Source organism: Cobetia sp. MMG027 (assembly GCF_027947415.1).
In the GTDB taxonomy this organism is placed as follows: Bacteria; Pseudomonadota; Gammaproteobacteria; order Pseudomonadales; family Halomonadaceae; genus Cobetia; species Cobetia marina.
Genome location: NZ_JAQJIO010000008.1, coordinates 1 through 13,560 on the forward strand (window position 1 = coordinate 1; position 13,560 = coordinate 13,560).

General features: G+C 60.3%; 7 protein-coding genes. 5 read left to right on the plus strand and 2 right to left on the minus strand.

The features are described from left to right. The first annotated feature begins 54 nt into the window (after positions 1-54). The 4 genes from PJK54_RS12095 to PJK54_RS12110 all read left to right on the plus strand — a co-directional run bounded on the left by PJK54_RS12095 (position 55) and on the right by PJK54_RS12110 (position 9,226). A complete protein-coding gene (locus PJK54_RS12095) occupies positions 55-4,251 on the plus strand; it encodes a beta strand repeat-containing protein (RefSeq protein ID WP_271302978.1) in 4,197 nt (1,398 codons plus the stop codon). Positions 4,252-4,368: 117 nt separating this feature from the next. Next, entirely contained in the window at positions 4,369-5,769 is a 1,401-nt protein-coding gene (locus PJK54_RS12100; protein WP_271302979.1) for a TolC family protein, read from the plus strand. Next, a complete protein-coding gene (locus PJK54_RS12105; protein WP_271302980.1) occupies positions 5,766-8,042 on the plus strand; it encodes a type I secretion system permease/ATPase in 2,277 nt (758 codons plus the stop codon). Before PJK54_RS12100 ends, PJK54_RS12105 begins: the two co-directional genes overlap by 4 nt. Further along, positions 8,039-9,226 carry an HlyD family efflux transporter periplasmic adaptor subunit gene (locus tag PJK54_RS12110; RefSeq protein ID WP_084208736.1) on the plus strand — a complete coding sequence of 396 codons (1,188 nt, stop codon included), beginning with the start codon at positions 8,039-8,041 and terminating at the stop codon, positions 9,224-9,226. Before PJK54_RS12105 ends, PJK54_RS12110 begins: the two co-directional genes overlap by 4 nt. A 15-nt stretch (positions 9,227-9,241) precedes the next feature. On the opposite strand, the gene PJK54_RS12115 is transcribed toward PJK54_RS12110, so the two are convergent. Beyond that, a complete protein-coding gene (locus PJK54_RS12115) occupies positions 9,242-9,925 on the minus strand; it encodes an ACP phosphodiesterase (RefSeq protein ID WP_271302981.1) in 684 nt (227 codons plus the stop codon). A 70-nt stretch (positions 9,926-9,995) separates the two neighbouring features. Here PJK54_RS12115 and selD point away from each other — a divergent pair, with 70 nt between their 5' ends. After that, positions 9,996-12,395: a selenide, water dikinase SelD gene (gene selD, locus PJK54_RS12120; protein WP_271302982.1), complete on the plus strand. Its 2,400-nt coding sequence runs from the start codon at positions 9,996-9,998 to the stop codon at positions 12,393-12,395. A 189-nt stretch (positions 12,396-12,584) separates the two neighbouring features. Here selD and PJK54_RS12125 read toward each other — a convergent pair whose 3' ends face one another. Continuing rightward, the gene (locus PJK54_RS12125) at positions 12,585-13,307 is read right to left on the minus strand and encodes a DUF3581 family protein (protein ID WP_271302983.1); all 723 of its coding nucleotides are present in this window, start codon (positions 13,305-13,307) and stop codon (positions 12,585-12,587) included. Positions 13,308-13,560: the final 253 nt, after the last annotated feature.

Here is a 13,560-nt window from a genome sequence, read left to right on the forward strand (position 1 = left end):
GAGGGCGATTACGCCTTCACCGCCATTGCCACCGATGCCGCCGGCAATGACAGTGTGCTGTCCAACGCCATCGCCATCACGGTCGATACAACAGCCCCAGGCGCACCGCCGTCACTAGTGATTGGTGAAGCCCTCAATGGCGTGAACATCGATGAGCTGACAGATGGTCTGCAAGCTGAAGTCGCGCTCAGTGCGGATACCGTCGCAGGGGATACGGCCACTGTCACCTTGGTTGATGTAGATGATGCGGACAATGTGATTACTGCTGATGTGGAGCTGGATGAAACGGATATCGACGCAGGCACTGTGGCTGTGACCATCCCAGCTGACACGTTGACCGATGGTAGTAGCTACAACGCCTCAGCTGTCATTACTGACGCCGCAGGCAATGTCAGCAATGAAGTCAATCTGGGAACAGTGACCATAGATATCACTGCCCCTGCAACGACTGTCACCATCGTGTCCATCAGTGACGATACTGGCCTCGCAGCCGATGATTTCATCACCAATGACGATGATGGCCTGACAATTTCGGCCACACTGGATGCTCCGCTTGCCGAAGGCGAAACGCTGCAGTACAGCACCGATGGCACCACCTGGGTCGACATCACCGACAGCGTGACCGGTACTGCCGTCAGCTACGCCGATGCCGATCTCACCGCCTCTGCCACCGTGCAGCTCAAGGTGCAGGATGCGGCGGGCAACGATGGCGCCATCGAGAGTCAAGACATCGTCATCGATACGACTGCTCCGACAGGGAGTGTCATCAACTTCACGGATGTTGATGGGGACATCAATGCTGCAGAAGCCACAGATGTGACATTCCAAGGCACTGTCGAAGCTGGCTTGACCAGCAGCAATCTCTCGATCGTGATCACCGATGCCGACAATGGCTCCGTCACCGTCCCTACCGAGAACATCACTGTCTCAGCAACAGGTGAAGTGACTGTGTCTGGTGTCGATCTCACCGGACTTTCAGAGGGGCTGCTGACTGTCACGATGACCGTGACTGACGATGCAGGTAATGAAAACGAGACAGCCATCACGGATACGGCCACAAAGCTGAGCGATGACTTCCTCGTTCTGGGAAATACCAACCGTCTCACAATAGAGGAAGCGGTAGTCGTCTCAGCGACTGCCTTCGTCAGCACTCCGGCATTCGCTGATACCAGCGGTGAGGCAACACTCTCACTCAGCTCCACCGAGTCGCTTACCAGCAACGGCCAGGCACTTGAATGGGTCATTACTGATGAAGGGCGCACGCTCACATTGGCAAGTGATGCCGACAATGCTGCTGCGACGGCCGTCATGGTCGTTTCCGTCACCGAGGATGGAACGGAAGTTGTCTACAGCGCGCAACTGCTCGGCAATATCGATCAAGATGAAGCTGATTCAACCACTGTCGATGTACTGGTAACTCTCACTGATGGAGACGTCAGCACAAGCAGCACATTGGAAATAGATATCACTGATGATACTCCGAGAATCGCTGCCAGTACTGTCATCGAAACCTTGAACTCAGGGACTGATTATACCGGCAATATCTTTGATGGCGATGAAAGCTTAGGCTATGGCTTCGGCGCGGACTCCTCCAATGGCCAAGTACAGTCATTCACTCTGCAAGGTCTGACATTCACTGTCTCTGATGATGGCACCTACGCGGACGTGACCGGCACCTCTACCGAGATTGCTCTGGAGGCTGGTGATACTGTCAGCATCATCGATGGCATCCTGGCGGTCGAAACCAATGTCGGCGAGTTCTTCAGCATAGATATCAGTACTGGTGACTATACCTATAGCCATGATGGTCAATTCAGTGCAGCTGCTGAAGCCAACACGCGCCCAGATGTGAGTATTGCTGAAACTGGTGATGTACTGGGGATCGTTGGCATCAACGTACTTGATATCGTTGATCTCAATGAAGATCAGCTTTTTAATGCTTATGATAACGAGGGAAATATATCTTCAGTTACAATCAGCACAGTTGACCTAATAACTGTCATAGGTAGCATTCCACTATTAAGTGGTATCATAAGCACTGTAGTTGGAGACACATCCTGGAGCTGGAGTTCAGAACTAGCCGCTGAACTTGGCTTAGATGTGGAACAAACTATAGGAAGCGATAGTGATCTGATCCTCAACATCACTTCTCTAGACGGTAATGACATCACAAATATAGAAATAAATGAAATTTTAGCCTCTGTAACTCTTGATATCGAACCTACAGGTGCTCTCAGCACCTTAGTAAACAACGTATTAAATCCTTTTGATTTAGATACATTGCTACTCAATATTCTCAGTAGCACCACAATCAGCGCCACAGATTCGCTGGGGGCTACTTCAACTTCCGATAGCGATTCATCCGTAGTCAATCTGGACTTACTAGCTAACGACTATGTAGCTCCAGTAGATGAGGGTACTACTGGAAACGATACTGGGAGCGATAGCGTCACCGCGACCGAGCCAGGGTCCAACCTCTATGGCTACGCTGGCGATGATACGCTCACTGGTGGAAGTGGAAGCAACATCCTGCGCGGTGGCAGCGGCAATGACGAACTGAACGGAGGTGGTTCGACTGACCTCCTGATCGGCGGCGCGGACGACGACACTCTGAACGGTGGTGACGGAATCGACGTCCTTCGCTGGGAGTCCGGTGATGAGGGCACTGTCGCTGCTGCGGCAACAGACACCGTGCTCAACTTCAATAATGGTGGCGTCGGATCGGGAGACATTCTTGATCTTCGCGATATGCTCAACGGGGCCTATTATGTCGATAGCGCCACCAACAACCTCGCGAGCTATATTAGTGCCGAATATGTCTCGGCAACCGGTGCGACTGTCCTCTATATCAACACAGAGGGTGGATTGACGGCTTCCCCTGCCACGTCCGCCAACCAGATCATCAATATCGACGGACTCGATTTGACCGATGGCGGCACCTTGACGAGCAGTGAGGTCATCGATTCCCTCATCAGCGGCGAACAGTTGTTGGTGGGAACTGTAGTCAATGAAACGGATGTCAATGTCACGGTCGTGGATGGTGATGGTGATACGATAACTGGAGATATCACCTTCATTGGCGAGGAAAGCCTTGATAGCATCGAGAACACAGCGCCCGAAGTCACTGGCGACAGTACTAAGCTATTGGGCCTGGTTGGCCTGGATGCATTGGGAGTGATCGACTTCTCCGAAAATGAGGTATTCATCACTGACAATGAAAACAACCTGACATCGGTCGTTGTCTCTGTAGCCTCATTGGTTGATATAGACCCTGGCGATATCGTGTTTGATAGTGCAGACATCTCTATCGACCAAGATTTGGCAGCAGAGCTTGGTCTGAGTGCTGCCATTAGCGGTGATGACTCTGGTCTCGAGAATGTAGTGGTATCTGGTGCAACCCTGACAATTACTGCCAGCGATGGTGGTGTCATGGACAACCTGGCGGTCAATGAGCTTCTTTCTACATTGACCTTGAATGATGGAGTTGTACTGAATGCAAGCTTGCTGAATGCCATCAATGTTACTGCGACTGATGTCTATGATGCCAGCACAACATTGACTCTCAGTTCACTCGCTGACGTAAGTGTCCTTGATGGTAATGACTACCTGTTCTCCGGCGATGGCGATGACAATCTCATTGACCAAAATGGCCTGGCTGTTGACGTGCAACTCTATGGCTATGCAGGCGCAGATGCTCTCACCGGCGGAAGCGGCAATGATCTGATTCGTGGTGGTGATGGCATCGATGTCGTCAATGGAGGCGATGGCAATGACATCCTGTTTGGTGGTAAAGGAGATGACACACTAATCGGCGGAGCTGGCAGCAACATCTTCGATGGTGGTGAGGGCGATGACACCCTCGTGACATCCACCCTCACCTTCGAGATCGACGGCGGCGCAGGCATTGATACCTTGAGCTTCGACAATACCGGGGAGAGCATTGATCTGACTGCGCTGCTGGATGCGAATGTTTCGGCGAACACCGCCACTAATGTCGAGGTATTGGATATCTCGGCCAGCAGCGAGACCGGCACCAGTCTGAAAATCGATGCCGATACGGTATTGAACCTCACCGATGGTGATAACGAGCTGTATATCGATGGTGATGAGGGCGATAGCGTGGAAGCGGCTGGGGCAACATCTTCCGCGACAACGACCGAGTTCAACGGCACCACCTATGATACTTATCAATTGGGTGACGCAACGCTCTATATCGACCAGGACGTTACCGTGAATACCAACAACGGCTAGTCCCGGGATGCGCCCCTCAGGGGGGCGCCTTCCCGATGAACAAGTACGCACCGAACACGAATAAAGCGTCAGGATGACGCAACTTCAGGGATCACCCTGGGGCCAAGGAGTGACATGATGCCCACCCTATTTCGTTGCCCGTCCGTCATCGGACAGGCAACAACTCTGCGCATACGAATGAAGAGGCTTTCCATCGCCGTCTATGTCGTCTCAGCCGGTCTGGCGAGTTCGCTACCGGCCAGTGCTCAGACGACACGTGATCTCGCCGAAGTTTTGAGCGATGTGCTCAGACATGACCCTCGCATCGATGCCGCCCGGGCCAATGTCCGAGCCGCAGGGACGGACATCGAGATCGCCGAGGATGGCTATTGGCCGCGCCTGGAAAGCAGCGTCGGCACCGAGGACAACTTCACCGAAGGCGGCTACCGTCTCACCCTGAGCCAGATGCTGTACGACTGGGGCCAGGTGGAGGCTGAGGTCGACCAACGCAAGGCCGAGCGGGATGTCGAACGTGACACCCTGGATCAGACCCGCATGGAAATCGCCCAGGAGGCGATCACCGCCTATGTCGATCTCGGGGCCAATCGCGCCATGGTGCGCCGCGTACGTGATTACATCGAGAAGCTCGAAAGCCTCGAGACACTGGCCAATGATCGTACCTTCTCGGGCTATGGTGACCGGGTCGAGCTGGACCGCGCCGCCGTCGACCTTGCCAGTGCGCGTGAATGGCTGGCACGCCTTCAGGGCGATGCCGATACCGCCCGTCAGGAGCTCGAGATACTCAGCGGCCGCTCCTTCAGGGATGTTGCGCTTAGTGCCCCGCCGCCCCTGCCGATCGTGGCGGACCTGGCCCGCGACCCTGCCACTACCGATGCCGCCATCACCAACGCGCCGGCCTATCGCAGTCATGTCAGCCAGCAGAATGCCGCGCGACACGCCTTGAGCCTGAGCGAGGCCGAGCGCTGGCCGGAATTGCGACTGGAGGCGACAAGCTCACGTTATGAGTCGAACGACGACATGGTCAGCGACTCCAGTATCGGCCTGCGCATCGAGGCCCCGGTCTTTCAGGGCCTGACACCCCTCCGTCAGCCTGAAGCGGACCGCGCACGCCTGACCGCCGCCCAGTTCGAGACCGCCTCCACTGCCCGTGAGCTGCGCCGCCAGATCCAGCGACTGTCTGCCAGTCAGCCAGCGGTCGAGGCACGCATCAAGGCGCTGGATCAGCAGGCACGCAGCGGGGAGCGCCTGCGCAGCAGCTATCGCGACCAGTTCATCACCGGCTCACGCAATATCGAGGATCTGCTGACCATCGAGAGCGAGATCTTCGCCGCACGGCGCCAGATGATCGAACTCAACACCCAGCTGCTCACCGATCAATATGACCTCGCGACCCAGTTGGGTGCCCTGCCGCTGGTCTCCTCGCCCTATCGGGCCGAAGCAGCTGTCACCCCGCCAGAGACGGCGCACATCTCGCTGCCCCACTCTCATCCCCATGCCAGCCAGGGAGTCAGCCCATGAGCGCCCCACAGACCACCGCCCCCTCGGCCATGGCGACATCGCAACCCGACCCTTTGCTGGAGAGCGTCCGCCAGTTGCTGCGCCTGCAGGGACACGGCATCGACCTCGAACGCCTGCGCCATGGCATGCCACTGACCAAGGGGCAGCTCGCGCCACAGGATCTGGAGCAGGCCCTGTCACGCCAGGGCATTGCCGCACGTTTGAGTCAGGCCCCCCTCGACGAGATTCCTGCCAGCCTGATGCCCTGCGTCGTGTTGCTGGAAGACGGCAGCAGCCGCGTCCTGCTGGCCCATGAGGCGTCGCATCAGTGGCCTGAAACGTCGAGCATCGAATCGCGCACAAAGTCGAGTGCCGACACGAGCGACACCCCGGCAGACGATGACGCGAACGCAGCCCCCAGCGGCCCCGGCTATCAGTTGCTCGACCCGCTATCCGGGGGAGAGTACTGGCAGCCACAGGCCGAGCTGAACGCCGCATACGCCGGCATCGCGCTGTTTGCCCATGGCGAGATCTCGCTGGATCGCGCAGAAGGTTACAGCCAGACCCGCCAGGGTCACTGGCTGACATCACGCCTCAAGTCCCATTGGCGAGTCTTCGCCGAAGTCGCACTGTCCTCGTCGCTTGCTGCACTGCTGGCCGTGGCCACGGCCCTGTTCGCGATGCAGGTCTATGACCGTGTGGTGCCGACCGGTGCCGTCGATACGCTGTGGGCGCTGGGTATCGGCGTGATTCTCGCCATCGCGCTGGAAGCGCTGTTGCGCGCACTGCGGGCGCAATTGATCGAGAACTCGGGCAAGAAGATCGATCTCGAGCTCAACGATCACATCTTCCGCCACGCCGTGCAGATGCGCCTGGCCTCGAAGCCGCGCTCCACCGGCGCGATGACCAGCCAGATTCGAGACTTCGATGCCATCCGCGAGTTCTTTACCGCCTCGACCCTCGGGGCCTGTGGTGATCTGCCCTTCGCCCTGCTGTTCCTGGGCCTGATCGCCCTGCTGGGCGGCCCGGTGGTCTGGGTACCGGTGGCCGCCATCGTGTTGATGCTGATTCCCGTGCTGCTGGCGCAACCCTGGCTGTCACGCCTGTCCCGTGAGGGCATGCGCGAATCCGCGGTCAAGAATGGCGTATTGCTCGAGACCCTCGACAACCTCGAGAACCTCAAGGCCTGCCGCGCCGAAGGCCATGCCAGTCGCCAATGGCAGCGCCTGACCTCCGAGCAGACCCACCGTGGCGTCACCTTCCGCCATGCCGTCGCCTGGCTGACCAGCTGGGGCACCGGCATGCAGCAGCTGGCCTACGTCGGCGTCATCATTGCCGGGGTCTATCTGATCATGGCCGGCGAGTTGAGCGTCGGCGCCCTGATCGCCTGCTCGATCCTGTCGTCGCGCGCCATCGGCCCGACCCTGCAGATCAGTGCGCTGCTGAGTCGCTGGCAGCACGTCAAGGTGGCCAAGGAAGGCCTGGATGCGCTGATGGAGACCGATATCGAGCGACCCGGTGATCGTCGCTTCGCGCGACTCGCCCAGGCTCGCGGTCACTATCATGCCGAGAATCTGCATTGGCGCTATGACGAGGAAGCGCCGGAGGCTCTGGCACTGGATCGTCTGAGCATCGCGCCCGGTGAACACATCGCGCTGCTGGGGGGCAATGGCGCCGGCAAGAGCACCCTGCTGCGACTGCTGGCCGGCTATTTCACGCCTACCAGCGGTGAACTGACCCTGGATCACCTCGCCCTGAGTCAGATCGATCCTGCCGACCGCCAACGCGCCATCGGCTACCTGCCACAGGATATCAGTCTGTTCAGCGGCACCCTGCGCGACAATCTGTGCATCGACGGGCGGGATGTCAGCGACATGCGTCTGCTGGAGGTCCTCGAGATGACCGGCCTGGGCGACTTCGTGCGTCGTCATCCGCTGGGGCTGGACATGATGCTGCATGATCGCCACAGCCTGTCCGGCGGCCAACGTCAGAGCCTCGGTCTTGCCCGCCTGATCCTGCAGGACCCGGTCGTGGTGCTGCTGGATGAACCCACGGCCTCGCTGGATCAAGCCACCGAGCAGCACGTCATCAAGACACTTGGCCCGTGGCTTGCCGGCCGCACCCTGGTACTCGCCACTCACCGCAAGTCGCTGCTCAGCTGGGTCGAGCGCGCGCTGGTACTGCGCCATGGCAAGCGCGTCATGGATGGCCCGCTGGATCAGATCATGGCCAGACAATCCGCCGGCAAGACACCGGCCACCTCCTCATCCCGCCAGCACCAGGAGGCCTCATGAGCCAGCGTTTTGACCCCGAACTCATCAAACGTGAGCTGGGCGCCCCGGACCAGAGACTGGAAAGCCACTGGTCACGCCCGCTGCTGTGGGCCAGCCTGCTGGTGATAGCGCTCTTCGTGGCGTGGTCCAGCTGGGCCGAAGTCAATGAAGTGGCCCGCGGTGAAGCCAAGGTAGTCCCCTCCTCGCGCCAGCAGACCATCCAGAGCCTGGAAGGCGGCATTCTCGACGAGATCATGGTTCGGGAGGGGGAAATCGTCGAGGCCGGTCAGCTGCTGGCCGCCATCGATGAAACCCGCTTCCGCTCGGCCTACATGGAATCGCTGAGCCAGGCCCAGGCGCTGAGGGCGACCATCGGACGTCTGGAAGCCGAGGTACTGGACAAGGCCAGCATCGAGTTTCCAGAGGAGGTGCGTGACAACGAGGCGCTGACGGCCACCGAGCGTGAGCTGTTCACGGCGCGGCGCAAGAAGCGTGACAGCGCCTTGAATGCGGTCAGCAAGGAGATCACTGCGGCCCAGCGTCAACTCGCGGTGATCCGCCCGCTGGTCAAGCGGCGTGCCGTGGGCGAGATGGAGATGCTCAAGCTGGATCGCGAGATCGCCGAACTCAAGGGCCGTCAGGCCGAGATCCGCAATACCTATCTGCAGGATGCCTACGCCGAGCTTGCCGACAAGAAGTCCGAACTGGCGACACTGGAAGAGACTACCGTGCAGCGGCGTGATCAGCTGGATCGCACCCGGCTGCTCTCGCCGGTGCGTGGCGTGGTCAACAACATCGCCATCACCACGCGTGGCGGCGTCATCCCGCCCGGCGAGGAGATCATGCAGATCACCCCGCTGGAAGACACCCTGGTGTTCGAGACGCGCATCCGCCCGCAGGATGTCGCCTTCATCGCCCCGGGCATGCCGGCGACGATTCGCATCAGCGCCTACGACTATGCGGTCTACGGCACGCTGGAGGGCAAGGTGGAGCGCATCAGCTCTGACACCCTGGAAGAGGAAACGCCGCGGGGTGAGGAAAGCTACTATCGCGTGCTGGTCAGCAGCGAGACCGCGGCGCTGGAGCACAATGGCGAGACGCTGCCGATCAAGCCGGGCATGGTCGCCACGGTGGACATCGAGACCGGCGAGCGCAGCGTGCTCTCGTATCTCCTGAGGCCCTTCACGCGTCTGGAGCTGCGCTGAGCGCAAGCCTGATCATCAGATAACGGACGTCTGGCGCAATGCCAGCATGTCCGGCCACAACCGCGCGAAGCTGTCCTCAAGCATCGCGCGGTTATCCGCCAGCCACGGCGTCATGTCCGCCAGCGGATTGGCGCCTGCTTCCAGATCTCCCACCTTGTGCGTACGCCTTCCGCTTCGCGTATCACTTTGCCTTCGTGAATCACTTAGCCTTCGTGAATCACTTTGCTGGCGAGGATCACTTGTCTGGCGTATGCGGCGTCTGGCCGTCATGCGCTCGCCGATGCTGGCAATGGTCGAGAGCGTGAACTCCAGCTCCTGATAGCGCCTGAGCGCATCGCGCACCTGAATCCACTCGATGAGGCTCGACAGGCGTGACGGCACCTCCTCACGCGCCAACAGGCGATAGAGGCGCTCGATATCGTCATCGTGCATCTCACCAGCCAGCAGGTGATCCCACATCATGTCAAAGGCGATGCCGGCCACACGACGTGACGCGGGCGGTACCTGAGTCAACAGCCAGCGAGTTTCGGGATGGGCATCGATCACCGCATCACAGCGGCGATGGAAACGGATGCCGGCTTCTATCTCAGGCGACCAGCCGCTCAGGTCACTGCCGCGCACGCCGTCGGCAATCAGGTTGCCAAACAGGAAGTTATCGCTGCCCGCCAGACTCAGGTGCGCATGACCAAGAAAGTTCAAGTTGCTAGACTCCTGATATCATTACCCATTATTCAATATCCCCGTCCTCTTCTGACTATCGAGACCTCTGATGCCATCTGCGTCCATGCCTGCCAAGGCGCCCATCGTGCGCGATATCGTCCTGATCGGCGGGGGACATAGCCATGTTGGCGTGTTGATGCGTTTCGCCATGCAGCCTGAGCCTGGCGTACGCCTCACCGTTATCTGTCGCGACACCGACACGCCCTACTCCGGCATGCTACCCGGTTACGTGGCGGGGCATTACACCTTTGATGATGTGCATATCGACCTGCGTAGGCTGTGTCAGTTCGCCGGCGCACGCTTCTATCGGGATCAGGTGATCGATATCGACCGCGGCCAGCGCCGCGTGATCTGCGCCGAGCGCCCGGCGGTGGACTATGACCTGCTGTCGATCAATATCGGCTCCACGCCTCGCCTGTCCCACATCGACGGTATCGGTGATCCCGAAGCGGCTGATGCTCCCGTGGTGGCGGTCAAACCGATCAGCACCTTCCAGCAGCGCTGGCTGAGCCTGCTTGAGCGCGCCAGAAGCGCCGAGCGGCCTCTCGACATCGTGCTGGTCGGTGGCGGTGCCGGCGGGGTCGAGCTGCTGCTGGCCATCCAGCAGCGCCTCGCCACCGAGTTGCCCGCTGCACTCGCGCCGAACCTGACGCTGATCACTCGCGGACAGCGCCTGTTGCCGACGCATTCTCCTGAGGTCAGCGAGGCACTCGCCACCACCCTGCACGAACGCGGTATCCAGGTGCATTTCGGTGAGGAGATCACCGCTGTCGATGCTTCCAGGGCGTCATCCCAGCGCCAGCTGATCAGTGCCAGCGGCAGCCGCCATCCGGCTGACGAGGCCATCTGGGTGACACGTGCCGGAGGGGCACGCTGGCTGGAGAAGACAGGACTGAGCCTGGATGAGGATGGCTTTCTCAAGGTGCGCGATACCCTGCAGACGCTCGAGGATGATGCCATCTTCGCCGCGGGCGATATTGCGCATCAGGTCAATCACCCACGTGAAAAGGCCGGCGTCTTCGCCGTACGCCAGTCACGGCCGCTGGCTGACAACCTGCGCCGCGCCGTGCGCGGAGAGTCACTACATCCCTATATTCCGCAGTCCCGCTGGCTGGCCCTGATCAGCACCGGGGATCGTGATGCCATTGCCTCACGCGGCAATCTGGGGCTGGTATCGCCGTGGCTGCGTCCGTGGCTGTGGCGCTGGAAGGACCATATCGACCGCCAGTTCATGACACGCTTCAATGAACTGCCCAGCATGCAGGACGCTGCGGACACCGGCGGCCTTGCCGGGTTGCAACAGCGCATCAGCGCTGCCTGGCAGGCGCTCAAGGGCGGCGATGGCAGGCTCCACTCGCGCCTGACCGCCGAGCTGGATGAGCAGGAGGCGCATCAGGCCCTATCCGCGCTGGCGATGCGCTGTGGCGGCTGTGGCGCCAAAGTCGGTGCCAGCGTGCTCTCACGAGCGCTGCAGAGCCTTGCCCCACGCGAGAACCCGGACGTGCTGGTCGGGCTGCATGCCCCGGATGATGCCGCCATCGTGCGAGTGCCCGAAGGTCAGGCACTGGTACACAGCGTCGACTTCTTCCGCGCCTTCATCGATGACCCCTATCTGTTCGGGCGCATCGCCGCCAATCACGCCCTGGGCGATCTCTACGCCATGGGCGCGACACCCCACACCGCGACCGCCGTCGCCACGGTGCCGCAGGGGATCGAGCGCAAGGTCGAACCGCTGGTGCGCGAGCTGATGCAAGGCGCCACCGAAGTGCTCAACGAGGCTGGCTGTACGCTGGTCGGCGGACATACCGGCGAGGGGCAGGAGCTGGCGCTGGGCTTCGCCCTCAATGGCCTGGTGGAGGAGAGTCTGGCCGGCGTCACCTGCAAGGGCGGCATGCAGCCAGGCGAGGTGCTGATCCTCACCAAGGCCATCGGCACCGGCACCCTGCTGGCAGCGCACGCACGCCTGGAAGCGCGCGGCCGCTGGATAGACGCCGCACTGGACAGCATGCAGCAATCCAGTCAGCAGGCGGCAAATATCCTGCGCGCCCATCAGGCGAGCGCCTCCACCGATGTCACCGGCTTCGGCCTGCTCGGCCATCTGGTGGAGATGACCCGCGCCAGCGGCGTGGATGCCGAACTCGAGATCGACGCCCTGCCGATACTGGACGGTGCCGAGGACTGCGTCGCCCGCGGGGTGGTCAGCTCACTGCAACCGGCCAACCTGCGTCTCAAGCGCGCCCTGAAGGATCAGGCCGGCGTCATCGATCACCCGCGCTATCCGCTGCTGTTCGATCCACAGACCGCCGGCGGCCTGCTGGCCAGTGTGCCGGCCGGTGAGGCCGAGTCCTGCCTGGCCTCGCTCAAGGCCGCCGGCTATCACGCCAGCGCCGTCATCGGGCGCATCCTGCCACAGGGTGATGCGCTGGCGCCGATCAGCATCAAGCGCTGAACGCGGCGAGACAACTCACCGACGACGTCAGCCGCCCCCTTGCCGCCGGTCGTTTGCCCCCACGACAAGACGCCCGCCAGATCTCTCTGGCGGGCGTCTTGAGCTCTGCAGCACGCAAGTCCGAGGGCTAGCTCACTTCGGCCATCTCACCTTCGACTGGCGCAGTTCGGCCATCTCGGTTCGGCCGGCTCAGGCTTCCGCTTCGCGCTTGAGCGCCTCGAAGCTTTCCACGAAGGCATCCATCGTCTCGGCACAGTAATCCCGCAGCCCACTGACGACCAGCTTCTTGGAGCCACTGCCGATGCACTGCTCGCCATCATGGATACCGAATTCGAGCAGGGTATCACCACGCTTGCCGTTGACCTCAAGCGAGGAGCGCACGAAATCGAGATGCAGATCGGCGATATCGAGCCGTTCGAAACAGAAGCCCATGCTGTCATAGATCACCAGCGGGCGTGCCGGATTGAACATCACGCCCTTCTCCAGCATCAGCGGCTGCAGGTAGTGCGGGAAGTTGCGCCCGGAGAAGGCAATGTACTGGCGAGTGAAATTGGCGACCACTTCCTCGTCATGCGTGGTATCACCGCTGCGCTCGACCGTCAGATAGACCTTGCCGGCTTCATCGCGCACCAGCAGGGACACGCCATTCTCGTCGGGTTCTTCCAGCGCTTCGAAGATCAGGGGCACATCATTGCCGACCATCCCGCAGAAACGGATGGTCATGCACTGTGAAAGGCCGAATTTCGCCAGCAACAGGGAGAACAGCAGGTCGCCGGGCACACAGAAGCGTCGCGCGTCCGGGTCATGAATGGGGTTGTAATCCCCCGCCATCTGCTTGGCGAAGCGACTTGCCTGCTCGGCGGTGATCCGCACGCGGCCTTCTTCGACCCGGTGAAACTGATCAAGAAACATGGACTGCCTTCCTGCCCTGCTTGAATGATGATCGATGGCCCGTCCTGAACCATCGCGGAAATGCCTCCGAGGGGAGGAATCGCGGTCGACGCGCTATCACGTCTGCCCACCTGTCGTGTCATGTAGCTTTCAAGACATGCAGATGAGACGATTTTACCACTGGATGACAGCCAAATGGTGACTCGTGACAGGCTTTGCAAGAGATTGCAGCGTGACAGCTGGCCATATACTGTATATAACCCCATGCTTTCGG

Coding starts and splice junctions, on each gene's coding strand:
- PJK54_RS12100 (WP_271302979.1), top strand. CDS start 4,369: ATGCCCACCCTATTTCGTTGCCCGTCCGTCATCGGACAGGCAACAACT.
- PJK54_RS12105 (WP_271302980.1), top strand. CDS start 5,766: ATGAGCGCCCCACAGACCACCGCCCCCTCGGCCATGGCGACATCGCAA.
- PJK54_RS12110 (WP_084208736.1), top strand. CDS start 8,039: ATGAGCCAGCGTTTTGACCCCGAACTCATCAAACGTGAGCTGGGCGCC.
- selD (WP_271302982.1), top strand. CDS start 9,996: ATGCCATCTGCGTCCATGCCTGCCAAGGCGCCCATCGTGCGCGATATC.
- PJK54_RS12125 (WP_271302983.1), bottom strand. CDS start 13,307: ATGTTTCTTGATCAGTTTCACCGGGTCGAAGAAGGCCGCGTGCGGATC.